We start from the raw sequence: 24,956 nt of genomic DNA on the forward strand, positions 1-24,956 counted from the left end.
GTCGAAAAACCGAAGGGGCGCCCAGCCAACGCCGGGCGCCCCCGGCATCAAGCGCGCGCCAGACCCCGCTCCACCGCCGCGATGATCTGCGGCCGCAGCTCCTCCGGGCGGATGATCGCGTCCACCGAGCCGACCCGCTGCGCCCGCTGGATCGAGTGCACCCCGTCGAACTCGGCGGCCACCTCGCCCAGCTTCTCGGCCCGCACGGACGCCCGGACGTCGGCCAGCTGCGTCACCAGCGCGGCCCGCGAAGCGCTGTCCGCCGACGCGATCCGCGCCTCCAGCTCCGACACCCGCGGGTCGTTCGCCGTGCGGGCGTTGACCTCCTGGGCGAACACCACGGCCGCCGCGGGGGCGCCGCCCAGCACGGACGCGTACGAGCCGTCCACGGCGAGCACCGTCATGTTCGGGTTCAGCGTCTTCGAGAACACCACGAACGCCCCGCCGTGGTAGCGCGAAATCACGCAGAACACGATGGGCCCGCGGAAGTTCACGATCGCGCGCCCGATCTCCGCGCCGTACTCCAGCTGGAGCTTGCGCATCGACTCCGGGGAACCGTCGAAACCGGACAGGTTCGCCAGCACCACCAGCGGCCGGTTCCCGCTCGCCGCGTTGATCGCGCGCGCCGCCTTCTTCGACGAGCGCGGGAACAACGTGCCCGCGGTGTAGGTGTCCGGGCCGTCGGTGGGCGGGAACCCGCGCCGCGGCACCGACCGCGACTCGATGCCCAGCAGGCACACCGGGATCCCCCCGAGGTGCACGTCCTGCACGACCGCGGTCTCCGCGTCCGCCATGCCGGCCCAGCGTTCCAGGATCGCGTGGTCCTGGTCGGCCAGCGCGCGCATCACGGTGCGGATGTCGAACGGCTTCTTGCGGTCCGGGTTGGTCTCCCGCGAGAAGATCTGGCCCACGGTGGTGAAGTCGGACCCGACGATCGCGTGCGGGTAGTCGCACACGTCCCGGTCGACCGGGTCGGTCGTGGTCGCCCGGCGCGGGCCGTTCTCGCCCGGCAGCACGTACGTGTGGTCGTAGTGGGTCATCAGCACGCCGTGCGCGGCGCCGAGGTTCGGCGCCCAGTACTGCGCCTGCCCGTTCGGCCCCATCACGCGGTCGTAGCCGCCGATGCCGAAGTTGTCCTCGGCCGATACGCCGCCGGAGAAGTCCAGCGACTGCTTGCCGGTCAGCACCATCGCCGAGTCCGGCGTCATCACCAGGATGCCCTTGGTGTGCATGAGCATCGTGGCTTCGGCGTTCCAGTACGGCTGCGCGCCCACGTTGATGCCGGCGACCACGATGTTGATCTCGCCGCCGTCCTGGGTGAACTGGACGATGCGGCGCAGGGCCGCGGCGATCCAGTCCATGTTCTCGGTGCCGGAGTCCATCGCGATCCGCGCGCCGGCGGACAGCGCGTACCACTCGACCGGGACCCGCAGCCGCTCCGCGAGGTCCAGCGCGGCGATCACGCGGGCGCACTCCGGTTCGGACAGCGCGCCCAGCGCCTTCGTCGGGTCGCCGAGCAGCACCACGCGGGTCACGCCCTCCGGGTACCGCTCGGTCGGCGTGGTCGCCACCCCCGCGACGATCCCGGCCTTGTTCAGGCCACGCTCGCGCTCGACCGGCACCAGCGCCCCGGAGTCGTCGAGGTCGTACTCGGTGAACGAGCCGCCCTCCCCGGCGAGCATGCCGGTCAGCTCGTACGGGTAGACCGTGCCGCGGCGCCGGGCGCGCAGCACCTTCTGGCCGTAGTCGTCCAGCGGCTGGATCAGCTCGGTCGGCGGGTCGGTGATGGTCAGCCGGACACCGGTGGCGACGTCGTAGGTCACTCGCACCGCGATCGGCCGCAGCTCGCCGGTCTCCTTGTCGCGCTGGCGGCCGAGGAACAGCACCTCCTCGACGCCGGCGCCCGCGGTGGTCGGCACCACGCGCTGCGCGACCGTGTTCAGGTCCTCGGCGGTGAGGTCGCTGGGCGGCCACACGTAGAGGAAGATCCGGTTGGTGTCGAGCCGCTTCTTGGCCGGGCGCTGGGCCTGCACCTTGCGGATCGCGTCCAGGCACGCGCCGAGCGCGCCCTCGACCGCGGGCAGGGCGAGGATGCGGCCCTCGTCGTCGCGCAGCGGGGTCAGGTCGCGGACCTGCGCCATCGCCACCAGGCGCTCGTCGGACGGGTTCTTCGGCGCGACGCAGCGCAGCAGGTAGACGTCCTCGTCGGCCGACGGCAGCCGGGTGAGGTCGAAGTTCTGCAGGCGCCGCAGCTGCAGCCGCTGCCCGATCAGCGGGTGCAGGCCGCGGATCAGCCGCTCCTCGGCCAGGCCCGCCGACGACGGCCGGAACGTGAAGTGGTGGTGCATCGCCGATCCGCTGCGCCCGGCGACGGTGGTGGTGACGCGGCGCAGGTTGCCCGGCAGCGCGACGCGGGACAGCACCTCGCGCAGCTCGGCGGCCATCAGGTCCGCGTCGGCGGGCTGGCCGGTCCAGGTCAGGTAGATGTCGGCGACCAGCGCGCCGGGCTCGGCCTTCGCCGCGACGTCGGCGACCGTGCGGACCGCGTCGGCCAGGCCGTCGAAGTCGGCGACGGTCGCGATGAGCCGCTGCCGCTGGCCGTCCAGGTCGTACCCGGCGGTGACGAACGCGTGGCCGCCCGCGGTGCCGGTCTCCACGCCCTCCAGGCCGTGCTCGCGGTAGTAGCGGCGGCTGAGCACCTCCAGCAGCGGGCCGGAATCCAGGCCGGGCCGTCCGATGCGCTGGCCGAGCAGCCGCACCAGCGGTTCGGGGCTGGCGACCATCTCGGCGATGCGCTGCTCGCGGTCGGGCGCCTCCGGGTTCGCGTCGAGGTAGGCCAGGTGGCGGCGCACCTTCGTGTAGACCTCGGCGCGGGTGCGGCGCAGCAGCGGCTGGGCGAACCAGCGGAACACCAGGCTGCGGGCGAGGTCGCCGACCACCGGGAACCGCAGCTGGGTGGCGCGGATCAGGTGCTCCAGCGCCTGGCCGACGGTCTGCCGGAGCCCGTTGTGCGGCGGGACCTCGGTGAGCCACTGCTGCAGCAGCGCGGTGATCACGGCGACGTCGGAGGCGGCGCGCTGCTGAGCGAGGAAGATGCGGAAGACCGCCTCCTCCAGCTCCGGCGTGCGGTCCAGCCCCTCGACGCCGTAGTGGCCCAGCACGCGGGTCAGGCGGCCCTGGAAGGTCTCCGACAGCCCGGCGCGCTCGGCGTCCAAGCTCTGCAGATAGGTGTGGAAGTGCTCACGCGGGCTGTGCACCCGCGTCTCGGCCTTGGTCTCCTCACCGTCGGGCTTGTTGCGGGACAGCTCGGACAGGTCGGCGAAGACCTCCAGCAGCGCGGTCTCGGCCTCCAGCGGCCGCTGCGGCAGCTCGGCGCGCGCGGCCAGGTACCGGGCCAGGGTGCGGCCGCCGTCGCGCGGATCGACGTCGAACCCGAGCAGCATGCTGCGCAGGTCGGCCAGGCCCCGCTCGACACGGTGCGCCGCGGTCAGACCGTCCGGCTCGGACGGCAGGTCCAGGTCCACCCCGGCGGTCTCCGGGGCGGCGTCGGCGTCCTCGGCCAGCGGTTCCAGGCGCAGCAGGGCGGCGCCGGTTTCGACCTGGCTGCCGACGGAGACCATCGACTCCTTGAGCAGCGCCTTGAACGGCGCGCGCAGGACGGTCTCCATCTTCATGGACTCCAGCACCAGCACCGGGGCGCCTGCCTCGACCTCGTCGCCGACGGCGAGCGGCGTGGCGACGACCAGGGCCGGGGCGGGCGAGCGGACCACGCCGCCCTCGTCGCGGCTGATCCGGTGCGTGACACCGTCGACCTCGACCAGGTGGATCGGCCCGTGCGTGCCGGTCACCAGCCGGAAGCGGCGGCCGTTGACGTGAATCTGGCCGGTGTGGGAGTCGTAGCGCTCCAGCTCGGCGTCGACGGTCTGCACGTCGTCGCCGGTGACGAACCCGATCCGGTAGCGGCCGGGGCCGGTCTCGGCGACGGTCAGCCGGTAGGTCGCGCCGCGCAGCTTGAGGTCGATCGGGCGGCCCACCTCGTGCTGCACCTGCGGGCGGCCGCCGTGCGCGGTGGACAGCAGGCGTTGCAGCTCCACCTGCTTCTCGTCCTGGTAGGCCTCGATCGCGGCGGCGGCCAGCGCGATGCCGGAGTGGGCGTGCGAGACCAGGCGGCCCTGGGCGCGGACCCGGTCGATCCAGCCGGTGTCGGCGCTGGCGTCGATCACCTCGGGCTGGTCGAGCAGGTCGAGGACGAAGCTCTTGTTGGTGGTGCCGCCCTCGATGAGCACCGTGGTCTCGCGCATCGCGCGGCGCAGGCGGGACAGCGCCTCGTCGCGGTCGCGGCCGTAGGCGATGATCTTGGCGATCATCGAGTCGAAGTCGGCGGGGATCGTGTCGCCCTCGCTGACGCCGGTGTCGACGCGGATGCCGGGGCCGGCTGGGAGGTCGAGCAGCGCGATGCGGCCCGGGGCGGGCGCGAAGTCGCGGTCGGGGTCCTCGGCGTTGAGCCGGGCCTCGATGGCGTGGCCCAGCTCGGCGGGCGGGGCGCCCTCCAGCTTGCCGCCGGAGGCGACGTGCAGCTGGGCCTTGACCAGGTCCATGCCGGTGGTGGCCTCGGTGATCGGGTGCTCGACCTGCAGGCGGGTGTTGACCTCGAGGAAGGCGAACAGCTTCTCGCCCGGGTGGTAGAGGAACTCCACGGTGGCGGCGCCGCGGTAGCCGACCGCGACGGCCAGCCGCTCGGCGGAGGCCTTCAGCTCGGCCACCTGGTCGGGCGCGAGCAGCGGCGAGGAGGACTCCTCGATGATCTTCTGGTTGCGGCGCTGCACCGAGCAGTCGCGCACGCCCAGCGCCCACGCGGTGCCCTGGCCGTCGGCGATGACCTGGACCTCGACGTGCCGGGCGCCGGTGACCAGGCGCTCCAGGAACACCACGCCGCTGCCGAAGGCGCGCGCGGCCTCCTGGCTGGTGCGCTCGTAGGCGTCGCGCAGCTCGTCGGCGTTGTGGATGACCCGGATGCCCCGGCCGCCACCGCCCGCGGTGGCCTTGAGCATCAGCGGGTAGCCGATCCGCTCGGCGGAGCGCAGGGCGGCGTCGAGGTCCTCGACCGGGCCGCGGCTCCACGGCGCGACCGGCACGCCCACCTCTTCGGCGATCAGCTTGGCGCCGATCTTGTCCCCCAGTTTGCGCATCGCCTCCGGGTTCGGGCCGATGAAGGTGACCCCGAGCTTCTCGCAGAGTTCGGCGAAGGCCGGGTCCTCGGCGACGAAGCCCCAGCCGACCCAGGCCGCGTCGGCCTTCGTCTCGATCAGCGCGCGTTCCAGGACGGCGAGGTCGAGGTAGGGGCGGTTGGCCGCGGGACCCAGGTTGTAGGCGATGTCGGCTTCCCGCACGAACGTGGTGTTGCGGTCCGCGTCGGTGTAGAGGGCCACCGTTTCGATGCGCGGCCCGCCCTCCGCGTTGAGCTCACCGACGGCGTGGATGAGCCGCATCGCGGCTTCTCCCCGGTTGACGATCGCGACACGACTGAACACCGAATCGAGCCTCACAAGTTGTGGTGGTTGGACTGCGCGGCCTCCCCTGGCCGCTGGTCCAGCATCGCGCGTACCCACCGGTAGTGTGATCGTCGCACCCGCACCGTGCCGACGGCGGTTTTTTGTCGGAACCCTCCAAAGGACCGCTCTGACCCGGGACTATGCCCACGGCTCGCGCGCACGCGGGACCGCGCGGATCGTGAGAGCCTGGTCACTCGCCCTTGTAGAAGACGGCCAACGGCCGGCTAGCCGCGGCGGCGCACCGGGAGGCGCAGGTGCAGCACGCCGTCGCCCTGGACGACCACCTCGGGATCGCCCAGCATCAGGTCGCCGCCGGCGAGCGATCCGAAGTACGGCTTCCCCCGGCCGAAGACGACCGGCACGACGTCGATCGCCACGTGGTCGATGAGCCCGAGCGCCAGCGCCTGCGCGCCGACGTCGCCCGCGCCCACCCCGATTTCGCCGTCGCCGGCCAGCTCCTGCGCTCGCGCCATCCCCTCCTCCACCGAGCCGGCGAAGTGGTACGGCGCCTCCGGGTGCCAGCCCGCGGGCCGCGGCCGGTGCGACACGACCACGACGTGCTCGCTCGCGGGCGGATGACCCTCCCAGCCGTTGGTCAGGTCGAACTGGTGCCGCCCGACGACCAGGACCTTCTGCCGCGACCACATGCCGCGCACGTACTCGGCGGAGGCCGCCGAGACCCGGAACGGCGAACCGTGGATGTCGGGGTGGTCCTCGTCGACGAGCGGGTGGTCGCCGTTGAAGTACCAGTCGTGGAGCGGTCCCACGTCGTCGTTCTCGTCGGCGATGTAGCCGTCCAGCGAGGCCACCGCGTGCAGGTAGGTCGTCCCCATCGTCGCTCCTCCCAGGGCGACCAGCGTCCCCCAGGGGCCGTGCGGACGCAACCGCCCCGGCGGGGCACCTGCACGGCGGAGGTGCCCCGTCAGCGCCTCACGGCTGGTAGAGCCAGTCGGTCCAGCGGTAGTCGTCCAGGGGGCGTTCGGTCAGGTACTGGTTGCGCAGCAGCCGGGCCAGGCCGTCGCAGTGCCAGAGCTCGCCCCAGACCCGCGCGCTGGACTGCACGCGCGCGGTCCGCGCCGTGCGGGCCTGCTCGTACGCCGTGAGCGCGGCCGGCCAGTCCAGCGCGGCGGCGGCCTGCTGCTTGGCGACCTCGCCGGCGAGGCTGTGCGCGTCTTCCAGCGCCTGGCACGCCCCCTGCGCGAGGTATTGCAGCATCGGGTGCGCCGCGTCGCCGGTCAGCGCCAGCCGTCCGTCGACCCAGCGCGGCACCGGCAGCCGGTCGTACATCGGCCACCGCCGGTCCCGCCACAGCCACGCCAGACCGCGCCGCACCGCGTCACAAGTGTGCTCGAACGCCGCGTCCAGCTCCTCCGGGCCGCCCCACTCGGTCTCGCCGCGCTCGTAGGCGGGCGAGGCGAACACCGCGACCGTGTTGAGCAACTCCCCACCCCGCAACGGGTATTGCACGAGGTGGCACTTCGGTCCGAAGTGGACGACCACGTCGGTCAGCACATCAGCATCCAGCCCGGTCACCTCGGACACCGGGCGGGTGCCGCGGTAGGCGACGTACCCGGAGCACACCGGCTGGTCGCCGGACAGCCGCGACCGCAGCGACGACCACAGCCCGTCGGCCGCCAGCGCGGCGCCAGCCGCGAACTCCCGCTCCCCCACCCGCAGCCGGACGCCGTCGGGCCGCACCTCGACGTCGTCGACCTTGTGATCGGCCAGCAACTCGACTCCGGCATCGGCACAAGCGTCGTGCAGGATGGTCAGCAGGTCGCTGCGGTGGATCACCACGTACGGCGCGCCGTAGCGTTCGACGAACCCCGGCCCGAGGTCCATCGACGTCAGCTCGGCGCCGTCGAGCGCGTCCTTGAGCACCAGCCGCCGCGGCAGCACGCCGCGCGCGACCACTTCGTCCAGCAGACCCCACTCACGCAGGATCCGGGTCGCGTTGGGGGCCAGCTGCAGCCCGGCGCCCACCTCGGCGAACGCCGGGGCCCGCTCCAGCACCCGGACCCGTTGCCCGGCCGCGGCGAGGGCGAGGGCGTTGGCGAGCCCGCCGATCCCGCCGCCGACCACCACGACATCGGTGTCGGTCATGTCTTCCTCCTACAGCCAGGGGCCGAGTTCGGGGGCCTGCTCGGCGCGTCCGGTGAGCCAGCGCGCGAGGGCGGGGCCGTGGCCCTGCGCGGTCCGCCGCCGCAGCGCGTCGGCGATCAGCGCCTCGACCAGGTCCGCGGGCAGGTCCTCGAACCCGACGCCGCAGTCGAGGTCGACGGCGTGCACGGCGACCTCGCGGGTGCGCATCCAGACGATCTCGGTGGCGGGCACGGTCCGGCCCTGCGCGGTGACCACCTCGTTGGCCCAGCCGTCCGCGGGCAGGGCCGCCACGTCGGCGGCCAGCGCGTCGGCCGAGCCGTGCACCAGCCGCCGCAGTTCGGGCACGGGCAGCTTCGCCCCCGCCTCGATCTCGGCGGCGCGGTGCTCGGCGCTTTCGTACATGCGCGACTCGACGCCGGTGCGAGCCCAGCTCAGCAGCCGTCGGAGCGCTTCGGCGTTGTAGTGCAGGTGCGCCACGAGGTGGCGGCGGGTCCATCCGGGCAGCAGCGTCGGCGCGTCGAACGCGTCGTCGGGCAGCTCGTCGATCGCCCGGAGGACGAGCCGCGTGCCGTCGTCCATCCAGTCACTCATCGCGGGCCACGTTCTCCAGCCTGCCCAGTCCGCTGATCTCGGTGACCAGCCGGGCGGCGTGGGACAGGTACCGCGGTGGTTTCCGCGCGTGGCCGACCCCGCCGGGGGTGCCGGTGGCGATGACGTCGCCGGGCCACAACGTGAGGATCGTGGAGGCGTAGCGGACCAGCTCGACCGGGTCGAACACCAGGTCGCCGGTGTTGGCCTTCTGCACCTGCTCGCCGTCGACCGCGCAGCTCAGGTCCAGCTCGGGCCTGGTGCCGCCGGGCAGCTCGTCCGGGGTCACCAGGTACGGGCCGAACGGCGTGGTGCCCTCGAAGGTCTTGCCCTGCAACCACATCGGCGACCGGTACTGCCAGTCGCGGGTGGTGACGTCGTTCAGCACGCTGAACCCGGCGATCGCCGCGGCCGCCTCGGTCTCGCTCGCGCGACGCACGGTGGCGCCGACGACGAGGGCCAGCTCGGCCTCCCAGTCCACCGCGTCCGATTCGGGCGGCAGCGCGATCGGGTCGGCCGGGCCGACGAGCGCCTCCGGGTACTTGGCGAACAGCGTCGGGTACCGCGGCAGTTCGCGGCCCATCTCCAGGATGTGGTTGCGGTAGTTCAGGCCGACGCACAGGATCTTGCCCGGGCGCGGCACGACCGGGGCGAGGTCCGCACCGGCCAGCGGCCGCTCCGGGGTGACCGTCTCGGCCTGGGCGCGCCAGTCCTCCTGGGCCAGGAACGCGCCGACGTCGGGCGCGCCGAGCTCGGCGTAGCGCTCACCCTCGACGCGGATGGCGCGGGTGCCCTCGGCGGTGCGCAGGGTCGCGAGCTTCACCGCTGCCCTCCCACCCGCACGCGGTCGGCGTGCAGCCGTTCGAAGATCGGGGTGTCGCTGAAGCGGAACAGGTCCAGCCGCGTGTCGGCGGCGAGGGTCACCTCGGCCCAGGACGGCACGACGAACAGGTCGCCGTGGTCGACGGTCCACTCCTGATCGCCGACGCGGACCGTGCCGGAGCCGTCGAAGACCTGCCACACGGCCGATCCGACCTCCTGCCGCGGCGCGGTCTCGGCGCCGGCGCGCAGCCGGTGGAACTCGGCGCGGATGGTCGGCATGACGTCGCCGCCGGTGGTCGGGTTGGTGAAGCGGACCGCGGCGTGACCGGGCTCGACCACGCCCGGGTGGCCCTCGTCCTCCAGCGCGAGCTGGTCGGTCAGCGCGGCGTCGGTGTGCTCCCAGCGGTAGGCGGCGATCGGCGAGTTCACCGCAGGCGCGGTCTGCGACACCGGGCGCAGGCCGGGGTGGGCCCACAGCCGCTCGGCGCGGGAGCGCTCCGGGGTTTCGGTGCTGGACACCTGGTCGGGGCCGAACTCGAAGAACGCCGAGCCGGTGTAGTGCACGAACGGGATGTCCAGGCCGTCGATCCAGGCCATCGGCTCACTGGCGGTGTTGTGGTGGCCGTGGAAGTGCCAGCCGGGGGTGAGCAGGAAGTCGCCGCGGCGCATCGCCACCGGGTCGCCGTTCACGACGGTCCACACGCCTTCGCCCTCGACGACGAACCGGAACGCGTTCTGGGTGTGCCGGTGCTCGGGCGCGTTCTCACCGGGGCCGAGGTACTGGATCGCGGCCCACAGGGTCGGCGTCGCGTACGGCGCGCCGCCGAGGCCCGGGTTGGCCAGCGCGATGGCGCGCCGCTCGCCGCCGCGGCCGACCGGCACCAGCTCGCCGGCCTTTTCCGCCAGCGGCAGCAGGGTCTTCCAGCGCCAGGCGTGCGGGCGCATCGCCGGGGACGGGCTCATCGGCATCAGGTCGCCGATCTCGGTCCACAGTGGAACGAGCAGTTCCTCCGCGAACCCCCGGTACAGCTCGTCGAGCTCGGGGGACGGATCGGGCTGGTTGGCGGTCATCGCCTGGCCACTCCTTCCTCGGGGACGGCGGGTCGAGGAGGACGCTAGGCGATGTTCTGTCAGCAGGGATCTAGAATTCTGCTGTGAAGAACAAGCCGTCGTACGCGATCGACTCGGTCGACCACGCGCTCCACCTGGCCACGGTGCTGCAGCAGGAGGGGCCGATGGGGGTGTCCGAGGCGGCCGCGCGGCTGGGGGTGTCCCGCTCGACGGCGCACCGGCTGCTGCAGATGCTGGTGTACCGGGACTTCGCCGAGCAGGGCCCGGACCGCCGCTACCAGGCCGGGCCGGTGCTGCGGCCCGCGGATCCGGCCGGCGCGCCGGTGGCGTTGCTGCGCCAGGCGGCGATGCCCCACCTGCGTGCGCTGGTGGCGCGGGTGCGGGAGACGGTGAACCTGCAGGTCCTGGCAGGCACAGAGACGCGGTTCGTGGCGTCGGTGGAGTGCGACCAGATCCTGCGGGTGGGCGACCGGGCGGGCCGGGCGCTGCCCGCGCACCAGGTGTCCGGCGGCAAGGCGCTGCTGGCCGCGCTGCCGCCGGCCGAGCTGACGCGCCGGTACGCCGGGACGGACGTGGACCTGGTCCGCCTGCGGCGTGAGCTGGGCCTGGTGCGGCGGCGCGGCTTCGCGGTCAACGACCAGCTGACGGAGACCGGCCTGACCGCGGTCGGCGTGGCGATCCCGTGGCCCGCCGGGGCCGAGCCCGCGGCCGCGTTGTCGGTGGCCCTGCCGTCGGCCCGATTCGACCACGACCTGCTGCCCACCTGGGTCGGCGCGCTGTCGGCGGCGGCGACGGCGATCGCGAACGACCTGGGCTGAGGGTCAGCCTTTCCGCGGGATCGCGGCGATCGCCTCGACCTCGACGACGTACTGCGGCGCGGCCAGTGCCGCGACCACGGCCAGCGACTGCGCCGGGAAGTCGTCGCCGGGGAACCAGAGCTTGAACGCTTCGGCCTGCGCCGCGCGGTAGCCGTCGAGGTGCTCCACCCCGCCGACGAGCGTCAGCAGCTTCACCAGGTGTTCCGGCCCGCCACCGGCGGCGGAGAGCAGCGCCTCGATGTTGGCGAAGATCTGCTCGCCCTGGGCCCGCGCGTCCGGCCCGGCGAGCGTGCCGTCCGGCCGCACGCCGAGCTGCCCGGCGAGGTAGACGATCTCGTGCCCCTCGGGCACGGACGCGAGGTGGCTGTAGCGCCCGGCGGGCGGCGCGACGGTGTCGGGGTTCCAGCGGTTCACCCCGCCATGATCCACCCCGGACGGGTGCGCGGCAACCGTCCGGGGTGGACAGACGCGCCGTCAGCCGATCTGCAGGTCCACGCAGGCGTAGAAGGCGTTGGCGGTGTCGGCGATGTTCCACACCGCCAGCAGTTTCTGCCGCCCGCTGAAGCCGCTGAGGTCGACCGGGTGCGAGACGGTCGCCGGGGGCTGCGCGCCGCCGTCGTCGACGAACCCGACGCGGGTGCCGCCGATGTAGTACTCCCACGTGCTGGTGCGGTGCTGGGCGGTCAGCCTCCAGGTGAAGGTCACCGTGCTGCCGACCGGGGTGGCGCGCCAGCCCTTGCTGTCGTCGTCGAGCTCGGCGAAGCGGGTGTTGCCGCCGCTGCAGCTGCGCAGCCCCTTCGGGCCTTCCACGCTCTGCGGTTCGTACTTGATGTCGCCGCAGGGCACGATCCCCTGCGCGCACTGGGCCTGCCTGCTCGGCGGGGAGTTGACGTAGCCGTGGGCGCTGGCGGTGCCCGGGAGGGCCACGAGGGCGATGGGAGCGAGGGCCGCCCCGGCGGCGATGGTCGCGATGCGTCGTCTGATGGTCATGTCGGCTCCTTGCGGTGAACCCGGATGACTTTTGGTCTAGACCACGTGATATGGACCATAACGTGAAGTTTGTTCGCGGTCAACGGCGCGGTCGGAAAAGCACCACCTTCTGGAGCAACAGCGGCGAAACGGCGAAACCGTGCCGCTCGTAGGCCCTCACCGCGCGCGACGACGAATGCACGGTCACCCGTTCCACCCCAAGCTCCACGGCCAGCTCCAGCAGCCCGTCGATGAGCCGTCCGCCGAGGCCGGCGTCCCGCGCTTCGGGCACCACGTACACGCACTGCACGTCACCGGAGGTGCGCGAGAACGACTGAGGCGCCGGCACGCGCGGGGTGATCGCGAGGAACCCCATCCCGATCACCGCACCCTCCCGCACCAGGACGAGGCACCGGTGGGTGGTCGCGTGCTCCCGCGCCCACACGGCGAACTCCCGGACGAACCGGCCGCGGTCCACCCCCGGCGGCGGACCGTCCCGCTCGGCCACCCACCGCCACCGCAACGCGGCCACGGCCTCGAACTCCTCCGGGCGGGCAGCGCGTACTTCGATCACACCCCCGATCCTCGCAGCCCTTCCCCGTCGGACCGGTCAGCGGGGCAGCCGGACGGTGGCGACGAGCCCGCCTTCCGGCCGGGCAGCGAGTTCGAGCGTCCCGTCGTGGGCGCGGACGATGCTCGCCACGATGGCGAGCCCGAGGCCGACCCCCGCGTGCTCCCCGGTGCGAGTGCGTTTCGTGCCGCGGTGGAAGGGTTCGGTCAGCGTCGGCACCAAGTCCGGCGGCAACGGCGGCCCGGTGTTCTCCACCCGCACCACGCTCGCGTCCTCGTCCGGTCCCGTGTGGACGGTCACGGTGCCGCCGGCGGGGAGGTTGTGCACGATCGCGTTCTGGACGAGGTTCGTCACCATCCGCAGGACGAGCTCGGCCGAACCGGTGACCCGCGCCGCCTCGCCGGCGACGCCGAGCTTGATCCCGCGTCGTTCGGCGAGGGGCAACAGCGTTTCGGCGGCTTCTTCGGCGACGAGGGACAGGTCGACGGGCTCGCGGGTGAAGCTGCGCCGGTCGCTGCGGCTGAGCAGCAGGAGCGCCTCGGTCAGGTCGATGGCCCGCGTGTTGACGACGTGCAGGCGTTCGATGAGCTCGTCCCGGTCCCACGTCGGATCCTTGCGGGCGACGTCGAGCAGCGTCTGCGAGATCGCCAGCGGCGTGCGCAGCTCGTGCGAGGCGTTCGCGGCGAACCGCTGCTGCTCCGTGACCTGGGATTCGAGCCGTTCCAGCATCGTGTCGAGCACGTCGGCGAGCTCGTGGAACTCGTCGTCCGGGCCGTCCATGCGGATGCGGTGGGACAGCGAGCCGTCGGACGCCCGCCGCGCCGCGTCGGTGATCCTGTTCAGCGGCGCCAGCATCCGCCCGGCGAGCACCCATCCGCCGAGCAGGCCGAAGAACAGTAGGAAGGCCACCGCGGTGGCCGCGGCGGGCCCGCCGACGGCGAGCAGGCCGGGAGGGCGCCGGGGCGGCCCGGGCGCCCGGTCGGGGAACGAACGCACGAGCAGCACCCAGAGCAAGACCATCAGGAGCGCGCCGGCGAGCAGGAGGAACCCGGCGTAGCTGAGGGTGAGTTTCAGCCGCAGGCTCAGCCCGCGACGCCTATCCACGGTCTCCGCCGGTGTCGATCCGGTAGCCGACGCCGGGCACGGTGGCGATGAGCCACGGCTCGCCGAGCCGTTTGCGCAGCGCGGACACGGTGATGCGGACGGCGTTGGTGAACGGGTTGGCGTTCTCGTCCCAAGCCCGCTCCAGCAGCTCCTCGGCGCTCACCACCCCGCCTTCGGCCGCGACGAGGACCTCCAGCACGGCGAACTGCTTGCGGGTGAGCGCGACGTAGCGGCCGTCGCGGTAGACCTCCCGGCGGAACGGGTCCACCCGCAGACCCGCGATCTCGCGGACCGGCGGCCGGGCGTGCGCGCGCCTGCGGTCGAGCGCCCGCAGGCGCAGGACCAGTTCCCGCAGCTCGAACGGTTTGGTGAGGTAGTCGTCGGCGCCGAGCTCGAACCCGGAGACCTTGTCGTCGATCCGGTCGGCGGCGGTGAGCATGAGGATCGGGGTGCCGCTGCCGGAGGCGATGATGTGCCGCGCGATCTCGTCGCCGGAGGGGCCGGGGATGTCGCGGTCGAGGACCGCGAGGTCGTAGGAGTTGACGCTGAGCAGCTCCAGCGCGGTGTCCCCGTCACCGGCGATGTCGGCGGCGATCGCTTCCAGCCGCAGGCCGTCCCGGACTGCTTCGGCCAGGTAGGGCTCGTCCTCCACGATCAGCACGCGCATATCGGCAGCGTAGGCAGCGCGGCATATCGCCCGCATATCCGGAGCGGATCACGGCCGCATCCGCGGGTCCTCCGACGGGTCCGGGTACATCGGCGGGCAGCCGTGGCGCACCGCGTCCGGGCGGAGTTCGTAGTGCCAGGGCTCGTTGCGGTAGATCTGGCACAGCCCGTACGCGGCGCCGTGCGCGGACAGCCACGCCGCGGCGCGGGCCGGGCCGATGTCGACGGCTTCGCCCGCCACGTGCGGCGACGTTTCCGGGGTCGCGACCCAGCGCGCGGCCTCCTGCAGGGAGCCGTGCCGGGCGACCGCGCGCCGCAGCAGCTCCTCCTGGTACTCGGGCGAGCGCCAGCCGCTGTTGACGCGGAGCTGGACGCCGTCCGCTTCGGCGGCCTTCGCCGCACGCCGCAGCGCGTCGAGGAGGTCGGCGTCGAGCTTGCCCACCGCCGGGGTTTCGTCCCACACCGAGACCGGCGCGCCGTCCGGGACGACACCGTCGGCCTCGCCGAGGGTGGTCCACGGAACCGGCGGCGCGGCGGCCACGAACAGCCGCCGCACCCCGGGCGCGGCGATCACCACCCCGGCGATCGCGAGGCCGACGAGCACGATCCGGCGGACGCGCCGGGCGGGCGCGGGCAGTGGCAGGGTGTGGTTCATACCTCCACTGAAGGCGGGAGGCTGTTGCCACGGCGTCTGCGCTTTCCGATACGCCCGCGATATGTCTTACGGGTAGTAGCGGGTCAGGGATTCCGCCACGCAGGCCGGTTTCGCCGAGCCCTCGATTTCGAAGGTGAAGTTCCGCGTCACCTGCACCCCGCCGCGGCCGACCTCCTCGACCACGGCGATCACTGCGTGCAGCCGCACCCGGCTGCCGACCGGGACGGGCGCCGGGAAGCGGACCTTGTTGACCCCGTAGTTCAGCGCCATGCCGACGCCGGTGACCTGGAGCAGCTCGGCGACCATCGGGATGCCCCAGCTCAGCGTCATGTAACCGTGCGCGATCGTGCGGCCGAACGGGCCGTCCGCCGCGCGGGCGGGGTCGGTGTGGATCCACTGGTGGTCCCCGGACACCTCGGCGTAGGCGTCGATCAGCTCCTGCGTCACCTCCCGCCACGACGAGCGGCCCAGGTCGCGCCCCGCGAGCGCCAGGATCTCCGGGATCCCGTTCGCCACCACCGGCATCGAAGTCACTCCCCTCAGGCCGCGACGGCCTGCGCACCGGTCGGCTCGCCGGCGCGCTCGTCGTAGTTGGGCTTGCGCAGCAACGCGAGCATGCAGCCCAGCGTCAGCACGACCTGGAACACCGCGTACACGATCACCGCGACGATCGACCCGGTCTGGTTCAGCAGGAACTGGCCCACGATCGGCGTGGTGCCGCCGAGCAGGGTGCCGCACAGCTGGTAGCACAGGGAGATCCCGGTGTAGCGCACGTTCGCGGGGAAGCGGCTGGCGAGCATGCCGGCCAGCGCCGCGTAGTACAGGCAGTGCGGCACGGTCGCGACCGCGGTGCCGATCATCGCGAGCGCGTAGTTCTCGGTGCCGATGAACAGGAACATCAGCGGCATCAGCAGGATCTCCGGCACCAGCATCACGATCACGGCGCGGGACCAGCTGCGCATCTTCGTCGCGATCACCGCGCCCCACGGCTGCACCAGGATCTGCGTGATGTTGGCGACCAGGATGATCGTCAGGAACGAGCTCTTGTCGAAGCTGAGGTCCGAGGTGGCCCAGGACAACGCGAACGTCGACTTGAAGTAGGTGGCCGACAGGCCGATGGTGCAGGCGCCGATGCCGAGGACGATCAGCAGCGGCTGCGTGCGGAGCACCTCGGTGAACGGCAGCTTGGCGACCTCCTTCTTCTCGATGAGGTTCGCCATCGCCGGCGATTCGGCGACCCGCAGCCGGATGAACAGGCCGACGATCACCAGCAGCGCGGAGAACAGGAACGGCAAGCGCCAGCCCCACGAGGTGAACGCGTCGTCGGGCAGCTGGCTGATCGCCAGGAAGCAGACGGTGCTCAGGGTGTTGCCGACGGGCGAGCCCTGCTGGGCGAACGCGCCGTAGAGGATCGACTTGCCCTTGGGCGCGTGCTCGGAGGCGATGAGGACGGAGCCGCCCCACTCCCCGCCGAGGCCGATGCCCTGCACCATGCGGATCGCGATGAGGAGCAACGGCGCGGCGACGCCGATCTGCGCGTAGGAGGGCAGGACGCCGATCAGCGTGGTCGAGATCCCCATCATCAGCAGCGTGATGACCAGCGTCTTCTTGCGGCCGAGGCGGTCGCCGTAGTGGCCGAAGATCACCCCGCCCAGCGGGCGGGCGAGGAAGCCGACCCAGAACGTCGCGAAGGCCACCAGCGTGCCGAGCGCCCCGTCCAGCTCGGGGAAGAAGACCTCGTCGAAGACCAGCGCCGACGCGGTGCCGTAGATGTAGAAGTCGAACCATTCGATGGTCGAGCCGATGAACGACCCGATGCCCGCTCGTCTGGCCGCCGTGGCCGTGCTCATGGTGATTTTCTCTCCCTTGAGATCCCGTGTTGCTCGGACACCGTGCCAAACGGGACCTAGAAGAGTCCAATACCGAATCGCGGGGCCGGTAAGACGGCGGTCGTCTCAATCACGCAGGAGGATGACCGTGCGCTCCCCGGGCGCGTCCCGGTGGGCCCAGGCCGCCTCGACCTGGTCGAGCGGGAACGGGTGCGGGCGCACGGCCATGCCGCCCGCCGCGATCGCGGCCACGAGCTCGGTGAACTCCCGCTGCATGACCTGCGTGTCCACGGCGCCGAAGCCGCTGCCCAGGATCCGGAAAGCGTTGGAGCGCAGGAGGTGCCCGGACAGGGTGATCCCGTCGCCGCCCATGCCACCGATCTGCACCCAGTCGAGCAGGCGGGTGTGCTGGGTCCGCGCTCCGAGGACGGCACGCATGGCGAGTTCGGTCGGCTGCCCCCACACGTAGTCCAGGACCACGTCGACCTCGGCGGCGGCCTCGGCGAGCGCGGCCGCGGTGGCGTCCTCGTCGTGGCGGAGCTGCACGACGGCGTCCGCGCCCTGATCGAGGAGTTCGTCGAGGCGGGCGCGGTTGCGTCCGGCGGCGATCACCCGCCCCGCGCCGAGGTGCTTGGCGACCTTGACGGCCGTCGAGCCGGCGTTGCCGGTCGCGCCGTGCACCAGGACCGACTGCCCGGCCTGGAACGGCACGCGGGTGCGCAGCGCAGTCCATGAGGACAGCGCCGGGTTCATGGTGGCGGCCACGAGTGCGGGATCGGCTCCGTCCGGAACCGGGATGACGGCGGCCGGATCGACGACGATGCGCTCGGCCAGTGTGCCCGCACCCATGAGCATGACGTAGCCGAGGCTGCCGTTCGCCCGGCGGACGACGGCGTCCGCACCCGCCAGGGCGGGCAGTGCCTGGGGACTCGTGTAGTGCTTGCCGGCGGCGATGCCGCGCGTGGCGGGGTGCACGCCGACGGCGAGGACGTCCACCACCTCCTGGTCGGGACCAGCCTCAGGGGCCGGGACGGAGCAGAAGTGCGGCGGCTCGTCGAAGGACTCCACCAGCGCGGCGTTCATCATGGACATACGGGTCTCCCCCCGTTTAGAAACGACTTGGTATCTTATGACTCCGAGACTACGTCCGCGGGTTAAGATACGCAAGCGGATCTAACGGTATTGCTTGAGACGTGGGGCAGTGATGGGTGAGCGGCAGCGCACGGACGGCATTTCCACGCGACGCAGGGGTGCCACCCTGGAGAACGCGATCACCGATGCCGCCTGGGAGGTTCTGGTCGACCAGGGCTACCACGGCTTCACCTACGAGGCCGTCGCGGCGTGCGCCGGCACCAGCAAGCCGGTGCTCTACCGCCGCTGGCCGCAGCGCGAGGACCTCCTCGTCGCCACACTCGCCCGGCACTGGCGTCCACTCGACATCCCTCCCGACACCGGCAGCCTGCGCCAGGACGCCCTCGCACTCCTGCGCACGATCAACGCCGAGCGGTCCCGCGCGGTGGTGCTCCTGCGCATCCAGCTGGCGGACTACTTCCGCGAGACCGGAACCACCTTCGACGACCTCCGCGGCCGCCTCCGCCCCGCGGACCAGACGCCCCCCTTCGCGGCGCTCGTCGAGCGCGCCGTCGAACGCGGCGAGCTCGCGGACGAGCCGCGGTCCGCGCGCCTGGTGAACCTGCCCTTCGACCTGCTGCGCCACGACATGCTGATGCGCATGGGCGCGGTCCCGGACGAGGCGATCGTCGAGATCGTGGACACCGTGTGGCTTCCCCTGCTCGGCGTGTCACCCCACGGCGCGCAATCCGCCAGGACCCCTAGGCAGGCGTAGGCAAGGCCTGCTCCGCGATCGCCAGCACCGTCCGCAACGCCGCCGACGGGTTGTCCGGCCGCCAGGCGAGCGCGGCCTGCAACCGCACCGGCTCACCCGCCAGCGGCCGGTACGCCAGCCCCGTCTGCTGGATGTGCTGGCACGACGAAACCGTCAGCGTCACCCCGACCCCGGCCGCCACCAGCGCGAGGATCGTGTACGAGTCCGGCGCCTCCTGCACTACCCGCGGGTTGAACCCGGCCGACACGCACACCCGCACCGTCGCGTCCCGCACGCTGGACCCGGCGTTGGCCGGGAAGCTCACGAACGCCTCCTCCGCCAGCGCCTCGACCGGCACCTCGTCCAGCCGCGCCAGGGGATGGTCCGACGGCAGCGCACAGATCATCTCCTCCTCGTCGATCACCCGTGCCTCGACGCCGGGCTGGGTGATCGGCAGCCGGACGAACCCCAGGTCCAGCGAGCCGTCCGCGACGCGCGCCAGCGCCACGTTCGCGTACGTCTGGCCGCGCATCACCAGCTCCAGCCCCGGGTGCGCGGCCCGCACGGCGCGGGTCAGCAGCGGCAGGCTCTCGTGGCTGGACGCGCCCGCGAACCCCACCGTCACGCGCCCGTACTCGCCCCGGCCCGCCGCGCGCGCCGCCTTCGTGGCGATGTCCAGGTCCTCCATCACCCGCCGGACCGGCGCGAGGAACGACTCGCCCGCGCTGGTCAGCCGCACCGAGCGGGTGTTGCGCTCGAACAGCTGCACCCCCAGCTCCTTCTCCAGCTGCCGGATCTGCTGCGACAGCGGCGGCTGCGCCATCTGCAGCCGCTTGGCGGCGCGCCCGAAGTGCAGCTCCTCGGCCACGGCCAGGAAGGACGTGAGGTAACGCAGCTCCATTATTACCAGCTCCGTCTTGATCTGACTCTGATTCGGTATTGGACACTAATCAATCTCGGTGGCACGGTGAAGACCGCCCCATCCACGAGCAGCACAGGAGCGCGACGATGCCCCGCCCGGGTCCGGACAAGACGATGAGCCTGCGCGACGCGGTCGCGGCTTTCGTGCACGACGGGGACACCGTCGCCCTGGAGGGGTTCACGCACCTCATCCCCACCGCGGCCGGGCACGAGATCATCCGCCAGGGCCGCCGCGACCTCACCGTCGTCCGGATGACCGCGGACATCGTCGTCGACCAGATGCTCGCCGGCGGGTGCGTGCGCAAGCTGGTGTCCTCGTTCGTCGGCAACTCCTCCGCCGGGTCGCTGGGCGAGTTGCGCCGCCGGATCGAGCACGCCGACCCCGAGCCGCTGGAGTTCGAGGAGTACAGCCACTACGGCCTGATCTGCCGCTACCTCGCCGGGGCGCAGCGCCTGCCGTTCTACCCGCTGCGCTCCTACGCCGGCTCCGACCTGCCTGGCGTCAACCCGAACATCCGCAAGGTCGCCTCCCCCTACGGCGACGAGCAGATCTACGTCGTCCCGCCGGTCAACCCGGACGTCACGATCATCCACGCCCAGCGCGCCGACCGGGCGGGAAACACCCAGATCTGGGGCCTGACCGGCATCCAGGCCGAGGCGGTGTTCGCCGCGGACAGGGCGATCGTCGTGGTCGAGGAGATCGTGGCGGACGAGGTGGTCCGCTCCGACCCGAACCGCACGGTGGTGCCCGCGCACGCCGTGGACGCGGTGGTCGAGGTCCCGCGCGGGGCCCACCCGTCGTTCGCGCAGGGCTACTACGACCGCGACAACGCCTTCTACCGCGCGTGGTCGGGCATCAGCAGGGACAAGGAGAAGCTGGCCGCGTGGATGGCGGAGTGGGTGCACGGCACGGCCGACCACGCCGAGTACGTCGCCAAGCTGGGCGAGGAGTTCTGGGCCGGCCTCGTGGTCGGCGAAGCGCTGAGCGAACCGGTGAACTACGGACGGAGGCTCTGACATGACCACCTCGAGTGAAACGCTGTCCGTCGTCGCCTCCCGCGAGCTGGCGGGCAAGCGCACGGTGTTCGCCGGCATTGGCCTGCCCACGCTGGCCGCGTCGCTGGCCCACCTGACCGTCGCGCCGGACCTGGAGATCGTCTACGAGTCGGGCGTGTGCGGAGCGCACCCGTCGCACCTGCCGGAGACCATCGCCGACGCCGTGCTGATCACCGGTGCCGAGGCGGTGCTGTCGATGCCCGCGTTGTTCGGCTACGTGCTGCAGGGCGGGCACATCGACGTCGGGTTCCTCGGCGCCGCGCAGATCGACCGCTGGGGCAACCTGAACTCCTCGGTGATCGGCGACTGGCACTCCCCGAAGGTGCGGCTGCCCGGTTCCGGCGGCGCGATGGAGGTCATGGCGAACTCGCGTGAGGTGTTCGTGGTGATGCGCCGCCACGACCCCCGGTCCTTTGTGGACGAGCTGGACTTCTGCACCTCGCCCGGCCCCGACCGCGCCCTCGCCGACGGTGTGCGGCCCGCCGGGCTCGGCGTCACCAGGGTGATCACCGAACTCGGCATCCTCGCGCGCAGCGGCCCGGGAGAGGAGCTGAAGCTGGTCGCGCTGCACCCTGGCGTCACCGTGGACCAGGCGCGCGAGTGCACCGGCTGGCCGCTGGAGGTGGGCGGCGACCTGACGGTGATCGAACCGCCGAGCGAGGCCGAACTACGGTTGCTGCGCGAAGATGTCGACCCGGAGCGGGTGTATCTGCGATGAAGGAGAGGACCGTGCGCATCAGGATCGTCGGGACCGGGGTGATGGGCCGCGGGATCGCCCAGTGGGCCGCGACCGCCGGGCACACCGTGGAGCTGGCCGACGCCCGGCCGGAGTCGGTCGGCGAGGCCGTGGAGTTCGTCCGCGGCATGCTCGACCGGGCCGTGGCGAAGGGCCGCAGCACCGCCGAGGAGGCCGCCGCGATCGGCGCGCGCCTGGTGCCGCTGGACTCCCCCGCACAGCCGGGCGAGGCGGACCTGGTGATCGAGGCGATCCGCGAGGACCTGGACACCAAGGCCGCGTTGTTCACCGAACTGGAGAAGGCATTGCCGGCCACGACGGTGTTCGCCACGAACACCTCGTCGCTGCCGGTCACGCAGATCGCGGCGCGGCTGTCCGATCCGTCCCGCCTGGTCGGGCTGCACTTCTTCAACCCGGCGCCGCTGATGAAGATCGTCGAGGTGATCCCCGGCGCCCGGACCCGGCCCGAGGTGGTGGACAGGGTGTCCACACTGGTCCGGGACACCGGGCACAGCGCGGTCGTCGTGTCGGACACGCCGGGCTTCCTGATCAACCACGCCGGCCGCGGGCTGGTCACCGAGGCGCTCGCGCTGCTGGAGCGCCAGGCCGCGGAGCCGGCCGAGCTGGACCGCATCGCGCGTGACGTGCTGGGCCTGAAGATGGGCCCGTTCGAGCTGATGGACCTCACCGGGCTGGATGTCACCGCGACGGTGATCGAGTCGATCTGGGCCGGGTTCCGCTACTCCGACCGCCTGCGCGCGTCCTTCCTGACGCCGAACCGGGTCGCCGCCGGCCTGCACGGCCGCAAGACGAAGCAGGGCTGGTTCGACTACACCGAGGGCGCCGAAAAGCCCGTCGAGAAGCCCATCACCGGGGACGCGGATCGTCCGGTGTGGACGGACGATGACGAGCTGCGCGCCGCGCTGACCGAGGCCGGCGCGAAGGTCGCCGACACGGTCACCGAGGACGCGGTCGCGCTCGTCACCACGTGGGGCACCACGGTCGCCACCGCGATCGCCGCGCAGGGGCTGCCGCCGGAGCGGACCTTCGGCGTCGACCCGCTGTCGATCCGGACCGCGCGCCGGGTGCTGGCGATCACCCCGGCCGCCGACCCGGCCGCGGCTCGGGACGCGCGAGCGGTCCTGGCCCGCGGCGACAAAGCCGTGTCGGTGGTGCGGGACGTCGAAGGCGGTGTGGCGCAACGGCTGGTGTCGTCGATCGTCTCGGTGGCCGCCTCCATCGCCGAGCAGGGCATCGCCGCGCCCGCGGACATCGACCTGGGCGTGCGGCTCGGGCTCGGCTACCCGCGCGGCCCGCTGGCCTGGGGCGACGAGGTCGGCCCGGCCCGGCTGCTCACACTGCAGCGCGCGCTGCACGAAGCCACCGGCGACCCGCGCTACCGCCCGACGCGGTGGCTGGCCGAACGCGCGCAGCTCGGCCTGCCGCTGACCGCCGCGGGCACCGCGCCCGAAGACGTCTGAGGAGGAGAAAGCCAATGCTGGCACGGGATTTCGGTCTCACCGAGACCCAGCGCGACTTCCGCCGGATGGCGGCGGAGTTCGTGGACGCCGAGATCGCGCCCAACGCCCGGGAGTGGGACCGCGCCGAGCACGTCGACCAGTCCGTGGTGCGGCGGCTCGGTGAGCTGGGGTTCCTCGGCCTGACGCTGGACGAGCGGTACGGCGGGGTGGACGCCGACATGCTGTCCTACGTCCTGGTCACCGAGGAGCTGGGCCGCGGCGACTCCGCGGTGCGCGGGATCGTGTCGGTGTCGCTCGGCCTGGTGTCGAAGACGATCGCCGCGCACGGCACCGACGAGCAGAAGCAGGAGTGGCTGCCGCGGCTGATCAGCGGTGAGGCGCTGGGCTGCTTCGGCCTCACCGAACCGGGCACCGGCTCCGACGCCGGGTCGCTGAGCACCCGCGCCAAGCGCGACGGCTCCGACTGGGTGATCAACGGCAGCAAGATGTTCATCACCAACGGCACGTGGGCGAAGGTCGCGCTGACCTTCGCGCGCACCAGCGACCGCGGCATCACCGCGTTCCTGGTGCCCACCGACTCCCCCGGCTTCACGGCGACGGAGATCAAGGGCAAGCTGGGCCTGCGCGGTCAGGCGACCGCCGAGCTGACCTACGACAACGTCCGCGTGCCCGATTCGGCGCGGCTCGGCGAGGTCGACAAGGGCCTCGGCATCGCGCTCGGCACGCTGTCCCGCGGCCGGATCTCGGTGGCCGCGGGCGCGGTCGGCGTGGCGCAGGCGGCCTTGGACGCGGCCACCCGCTACGCGACCGAGCGGGAGCAGTTCGGCAAGCCGATCGCGTCGTTCCAGCTGGTCCAGGAGCTGCTCGCGGACGCGGCGGTGGACGTGCAGGCGTCGCGGCTGCTCACCCACCAGGTCGCCCGCATGGCCGACGCCGGGATGAAGCCGAAGGAGTACGCCACCGACGCTTCGGCGGCGAAGTACCACGCGAGCGAGACCGCGGTGCGCGTGACGAACAACTGCCTGCAGGTGTTCGGCGGGTACGGGTTCATCGACGAGTACCCGGTCGGCAAGTACGTCCGCGACGCCCGCGTGCTCACCCTCTACGAAGGCACCAGCCAGGTGCAGAAGCTGATCATCGGCCGGGACCTGACCGGCGTCAACGCGATGACGTGATGCCCAGCCGCGCCAGCTGCTGGTCGAAGGGGACGAACTCGTCCTCCGCGGCCACGGCCGGCGCGGCGGGCCGCCCGCTCACCGCGGCGGCCAGCTCACCGGCGGCGCGCTCGATGCGCGCGGTCAGGTCGCCGTCCGGCCCGTCGGAGGCGCCCCAGTCCTCCGAGGCGGCGAAGACGGCGGTCGGCATGACGTCGGCGCGCAGGTAGGCGAACAGCGGCCGCAGCGCGAACTCCAGCGCGAGCGAGTGCCGGGCGGTGCCCGCGGTCGCGGCGATGAGGACCGGCTTGCCCTGCAGCGAGCCGGCCTCGATCACGTCGAAGAACGACTTGAACAGGCCGCTGTAAGAGGCGTTGAAGATCGGCGTCACCACGATCAGCCCGTCGGCGCGGGTGACGGTCTCGACGGCGTCCCCCAGCTTCGGGCTCGGGAAGCCGGTGACCAGGTTGTTCGCGATGTCGGTGGCGAGGTCGCGCAGCTCGACGACCTCGACCGCGGCGCCGGTCTCGCGTGCGGCGGCCTGCGCCAGGCGGTCACCCAGCAGCCGCGTCGAGGAAGGGCTGCTCAGGCCGGCCGAAACGACCACGAGTGTGCGGGACATGGACCTCACCCTGCTCAGGTAGTTGTGCGTTCAACTAGTCGGCACAACAGCCTGGGCAGGGTGGGTATTCCATCACTGGCGGTAGGACTCGACCTCGCTGACCGGGCGGGCCTGCGCCTGGTCCGGGTCCTCCCCGAACTCCCGCGCGGCCCGGCGCTGGCGGAGCAGGTCCCAGCACTGGTCCAGCTGCTCCTCGACCCGGCGCATCCGGGTGCGGTCCTCGTCGCTCAGGCCGTCGCCGACCGAACGCGACCGCAGCTCGTGCTCCTCGGCGATCAGCTTGTCGATGTTGGCGATGATGTCCTGGTCGGCCATGGTGTTCTCCATAAGATTGTTGATGTTCAGGACGGGATGTTCTGGATGCCCAGGGCGATGGGGTGTGGCTGATGGGTTCTTGCCCCGTTGGGTGGCTT

At 72.3% G+C, this 24,956-nt stretch carries 24 protein-coding genes; 6 read left to right on the top strand and 18 right to left on the bottom strand.

Annotated features, from left to right (window positions below; translation table 11 throughout):
- Window positions 1-47 precede the first annotated feature (47 nt).
- The 6 genes from ABZ215_RS27830 to ABZ215_RS27855 all read right to left on the bottom strand — a co-directional run bounded on the left by ABZ215_RS27830 (window position 48) and on the right by ABZ215_RS27855 (window position 10,136).
- Window positions 48-5,531: a carboxyl transferase domain-containing protein gene (locus ABZ215_RS27830; protein WP_354952784.1), complete on the bottom strand. Its 5,484-nt coding sequence runs from the start codon at window positions 5,529-5,531 to the stop codon at window positions 48-50.
- 245 nt (window positions 5,532-5,776) lie between these two features.
- Entirely contained in the window at window positions 5,777-6,385 is a 609-nt protein-coding gene (locus tag ABZ215_RS27835) for a dihydrofolate reductase (protein ID WP_354952786.1), read from the bottom strand.
- 97 nt (window positions 6,386-6,482) lie between these two features.
- Window positions 6,483-7,655, bottom strand: coding sequence for an FAD-dependent monooxygenase (locus ABZ215_RS27840; RefSeq protein ID WP_354952788.1), 1,173 nt, complete (start codon window positions 7,653-7,655; stop codon window positions 6,483-6,485).
- A gap of 9 nt (window positions 7,656-7,664) precedes the next feature.
- Entirely contained in the window at window positions 7,665-8,246 is a 582-nt protein-coding gene (locus ABZ215_RS27845; protein WP_354952790.1) for a maleylpyruvate isomerase family mycothiol-dependent enzyme, read from the bottom strand.
- A complete protein-coding gene (locus ABZ215_RS27850) occupies window positions 8,239-9,066 on the bottom strand; it encodes a fumarylacetoacetate hydrolase family protein (RefSeq protein ID WP_354952792.1) in 828 nt (275 codons plus the stop codon). Before ABZ215_RS27850 ends, ABZ215_RS27845 begins: the two co-directional genes overlap by 8 nt.
- Entirely contained in the window at window positions 9,063-10,136 is a 1,074-nt protein-coding gene (locus ABZ215_RS27855; RefSeq protein WP_354952794.1) for a cupin domain-containing protein, read from the bottom strand. Before ABZ215_RS27855 ends, ABZ215_RS27850 begins: the two co-directional genes overlap by 4 nt.
- Before the next feature lie 83 nt (window positions 10,137-10,219).
- On the opposite strand from ABZ215_RS27855, the gene ABZ215_RS27860 reads away from it, so the two are divergent.
- The gene (locus tag ABZ215_RS27860; RefSeq protein WP_237337149.1) at window positions 10,220-10,954 is read left to right on the top strand and encodes an IclR family transcriptional regulator; all 735 of its coding nucleotides are present in this window, start codon (window positions 10,220-10,222) and stop codon (window positions 10,952-10,954) included.
- Between the two features lie 3 nt (window positions 10,955-10,957).
- On the opposite strand, the gene ABZ215_RS27865 is transcribed toward ABZ215_RS27860, so the two are convergent.
- The 9 genes from ABZ215_RS27865 to ABZ215_RS27905 form a co-directional block, all read right to left on the bottom strand.
- A complete protein-coding gene (locus ABZ215_RS27865) occupies window positions 10,958-11,368 on the bottom strand; it encodes a RidA family protein (RefSeq protein WP_354710888.1) in 411 nt (136 codons plus the stop codon).
- 60 nt (window positions 11,369-11,428) lie between these two features.
- Entirely contained in the window at window positions 11,429-11,944 is a 516-nt protein-coding gene (locus ABZ215_RS27870; protein ID WP_354952796.1) for a lytic polysaccharide monooxygenase auxiliary activity family 9 protein, read from the bottom strand.
- Window positions 11,945-12,023: 79 nt separating this feature from the next.
- Window positions 12,024-12,497, bottom strand: a complete 474-nt coding sequence (locus tag ABZ215_RS27875) for a GNAT family N-acetyltransferase (protein WP_237337152.1) — start codon at window positions 12,495-12,497, stop codon at window positions 12,024-12,026.
- Window positions 12,498-12,533: 36 nt separating this feature from the next.
- Window positions 12,534-13,598: a HAMP domain-containing sensor histidine kinase gene (locus ABZ215_RS27880; RefSeq protein ID WP_354952798.1), complete on the bottom strand. Its 1,065-nt coding sequence runs from the start codon at window positions 13,596-13,598 to the stop codon at window positions 12,534-12,536.
- Window positions 13,591-14,265 (bottom strand): response regulator transcription factor, encoded by a 675-nt coding sequence (locus ABZ215_RS27885; RefSeq protein ID WP_020421332.1) that lies wholly within the window; start codon window positions 14,263-14,265, stop codon window positions 13,591-13,593. The genes ABZ215_RS27880 and ABZ215_RS27885 overlap by 8 nt, the downstream gene beginning before the upstream one ends.
- Window positions 14,266-14,313: 48 nt before the next feature.
- On the bottom strand, window positions 14,314-14,919 hold the full coding sequence (locus ABZ215_RS27890; RefSeq protein ID WP_354952800.1) for a M15 family metallopeptidase: 606 nt from the start codon (window positions 14,917-14,919) through the stop codon (window positions 14,314-14,316).
- Between the two features lie 66 nt (window positions 14,920-14,985).
- Window positions 14,986-15,444: a MaoC family dehydratase gene (locus tag ABZ215_RS27895; RefSeq protein ID WP_354952802.1), complete on the bottom strand. Its 459-nt coding sequence runs from the start codon at window positions 15,442-15,444 to the stop codon at window positions 14,986-14,988.
- Window positions 15,445-15,458: 14 nt separating this feature from the next.
- A complete protein-coding gene (locus ABZ215_RS27900) occupies window positions 15,459-16,769 on the bottom strand; it encodes an MFS transporter (protein ID WP_020421335.1) in 1,311 nt (436 codons plus the stop codon).
- Between the two features lie 105 nt (window positions 16,770-16,874).
- Window positions 16,875-17,840: a zinc-binding alcohol dehydrogenase family protein gene (locus ABZ215_RS27905; RefSeq protein ID WP_354952804.1), complete on the bottom strand. Its 966-nt coding sequence runs from the start codon at window positions 17,838-17,840 to the stop codon at window positions 16,875-16,877.
- Between the two features lie 112 nt (window positions 17,841-17,952).
- Between ABZ215_RS27905 and ABZ215_RS27910 the strand changes: the two genes are divergently transcribed.
- Complete coding sequence (locus ABZ215_RS27910) at window positions 17,953-18,594, top strand: TetR/AcrR family transcriptional regulator (protein ID WP_354952806.1); 642 nt, start codon at window positions 17,953-17,955, stop codon at window positions 18,592-18,594.
- Here ABZ215_RS27910 and ABZ215_RS27915 read toward each other — a convergent pair.
- On the bottom strand, window positions 18,581-19,474 hold the full coding sequence (locus ABZ215_RS27915) for a LysR family transcriptional regulator (protein WP_020421338.1): 894 nt from the start codon (window positions 19,472-19,474) through the stop codon (window positions 18,581-18,583). The two genes, ABZ215_RS27910 and ABZ215_RS27915, sit on opposite strands and share 14 nt — an antisense overlap.
- 107 nt (window positions 19,475-19,581) lie before the next feature.
- Between ABZ215_RS27915 and ABZ215_RS27920 the strand changes: the two genes are divergently transcribed.
- The 4 genes from ABZ215_RS27920 to ABZ215_RS27935 are packed head-to-tail and all read left to right on the top strand — an operon-like array spanning window position 19,582 to window position 23,942.
- On the top strand, window positions 19,582-20,511 hold the full coding sequence (locus tag ABZ215_RS27920; RefSeq protein WP_354952808.1) for a CoA-transferase: 930 nt from the start codon (window positions 19,582-19,584) through the stop codon (window positions 20,509-20,511).
- 1 nt (window position 20,512) lies between these two features.
- On the top strand, window positions 20,513-21,268 hold the full coding sequence (locus ABZ215_RS27925) for a CoA-transferase (protein WP_354710873.1): 756 nt from the start codon (window positions 20,513-20,515) through the stop codon (window positions 21,266-21,268).
- Window positions 21,265-22,767, top strand: a complete 1,503-nt coding sequence (locus tag ABZ215_RS27930; RefSeq protein ID WP_354952810.1) for a 3-hydroxyacyl-CoA dehydrogenase — start codon at window positions 21,265-21,267, stop codon at window positions 22,765-22,767. The genes ABZ215_RS27925 and ABZ215_RS27930 overlap by 4 nt, the downstream gene beginning before the upstream one ends.
- 14 nt (window positions 22,768-22,781) lie before the next feature.
- The gene (locus ABZ215_RS27935; RefSeq protein ID WP_020421342.1) at window positions 22,782-23,942 is read left to right on the top strand and encodes an acyl-CoA dehydrogenase family protein; all 1,161 of its coding nucleotides are present in this window, start codon (window positions 22,782-22,784) and stop codon (window positions 23,940-23,942) included.
- Here the strand turns inward: ABZ215_RS27935 and ABZ215_RS27940 are convergent.
- Both ABZ215_RS27940 and ABZ215_RS27945 read right to left on the bottom strand, forming a co-directional pair.
- Window positions 23,926-24,543: an FMN reductase gene (locus tag ABZ215_RS27940; RefSeq protein ID WP_354952812.1), complete on the bottom strand. Its 618-nt coding sequence runs from the start codon at window positions 24,541-24,543 to the stop codon at window positions 23,926-23,928. The genes ABZ215_RS27935 and ABZ215_RS27940 overlap by 17 nt on opposite strands.
- A 72-nt stretch (window positions 24,544-24,615) precedes the next feature.
- Complete coding sequence (locus ABZ215_RS27945) at window positions 24,616-24,858, bottom strand: DUF2630 family protein (protein WP_020421345.1); 243 nt, start codon at window positions 24,856-24,858, stop codon at window positions 24,616-24,618.
- Window positions 24,859-24,956 lie beyond the last annotated feature (98 nt).

The sequence above is a fragment of the Amycolatopsis sp. NPDC006131 genome (assembly GCF_040614175.1).
In the GTDB taxonomy this organism is placed as follows: domain Bacteria; phylum Actinomycetota; class Actinomycetes; order Mycobacteriales; family Pseudonocardiaceae; genus Amycolatopsis_E; species Amycolatopsis_E tucumanensis.

Bases quoted from the DNA above. Each gene is read 5' to 3' on its own strand.
- ABZ215_RS27835 (WP_354952786.1), bottom strand. From the start codon at position 6,385: ATGGGGACGACCTACCTGCACGCGGTGGCCTCGCTGGACGGCTACATC.
- ABZ215_RS27840 (WP_354952788.1), bottom strand. From the start codon at position 7,655: ATGACCGACACCGATGTCGTGGTGGTCGGCGGCGGGATCGGCGGGCTC.
- ABZ215_RS27845 (WP_354952790.1), bottom strand. From the start codon at position 8,246: ATGAGTGACTGGATGGACGACGGCACGCGGCTCGTCCTCCGGGCGATC.
- ABZ215_RS27855 (WP_354952794.1), bottom strand. From the start codon at position 10,136: ATGACCGCCAACCAGCCCGATCCGTCCCCCGAGCTCGACGAGCTGTAC.
- ABZ215_RS27870 (WP_354952796.1), bottom strand. From the start codon at position 11,944: ATGACCATCAGACGACGCATCGCGACCATCGCCGCCGGGGCGGCCCTC.
- ABZ215_RS27885 (WP_020421332.1), bottom strand. From the start codon at position 14,265: ATGCGCGTGCTGATCGTGGAGGACGAGCCCTACCTGGCCGAAGCAGTC.
- ABZ215_RS27890 (WP_354952800.1), bottom strand. From the start codon at position 14,919: ATGAACCACACCCTGCCACTGCCCGCGCCCGCCCGGCGCGTCCGCCGG.
- ABZ215_RS27895 (WP_354952802.1), bottom strand. From the start codon at position 15,444: ATGCCGGTGGTGGCGAACGGGATCCCGGAGATCCTGGCGCTCGCGGGG.
- ABZ215_RS27900 (WP_020421335.1), bottom strand. From the start codon at position 16,769: ATGAGCACGGCCACGGCGGCCAGACGAGCGGGCATCGGGTCGTTCATC.
- ABZ215_RS27905 (WP_354952804.1), bottom strand. From the start codon at position 17,840: ATGTCCATGATGAACGCCGCGCTGGTGGAGTCCTTCGACGAGCCGCCG.
- ABZ215_RS27910 (WP_354952806.1), top strand. From the start codon at position 17,953: ATGGGTGAGCGGCAGCGCACGGACGGCATTTCCACGCGACGCAGGGGT.
- ABZ215_RS27915 (WP_020421338.1), bottom strand. From the start codon at position 19,474: ATGGAGCTGCGTTACCTCACGTCCTTCCTGGCCGTGGCCGAGGAGCTG.
- ABZ215_RS27920 (WP_354952808.1), top strand. From the start codon at position 19,582: ATGCCCCGCCCGGGTCCGGACAAGACGATGAGCCTGCGCGACGCGGTC.
- ABZ215_RS27925 (WP_354710873.1), top strand. From the start codon at position 20,513: ATGACCACCTCGAGTGAAACGCTGTCCGTCGTCGCCTCCCGCGAGCTG.
- ABZ215_RS27930 (WP_354952810.1), top strand. From the start codon at position 21,265: ATGAAGGAGAGGACCGTGCGCATCAGGATCGTCGGGACCGGGGTGATG.
- ABZ215_RS27935 (WP_020421342.1), top strand. From the start codon at position 22,782: ATGCTGGCACGGGATTTCGGTCTCACCGAGACCCAGCGCGACTTCCGC.
- ABZ215_RS27940 (WP_354952812.1), bottom strand. From the start codon at position 24,543: ATGTCCCGCACACTCGTGGTCGTTTCGGCCGGCCTGAGCAGCCCTTCC.
- ABZ215_RS27945 (WP_020421345.1), bottom strand. From the start codon at position 24,858: ATGGCCGACCAGGACATCATCGCCAACATCGACAAGCTGATCGCCGAG.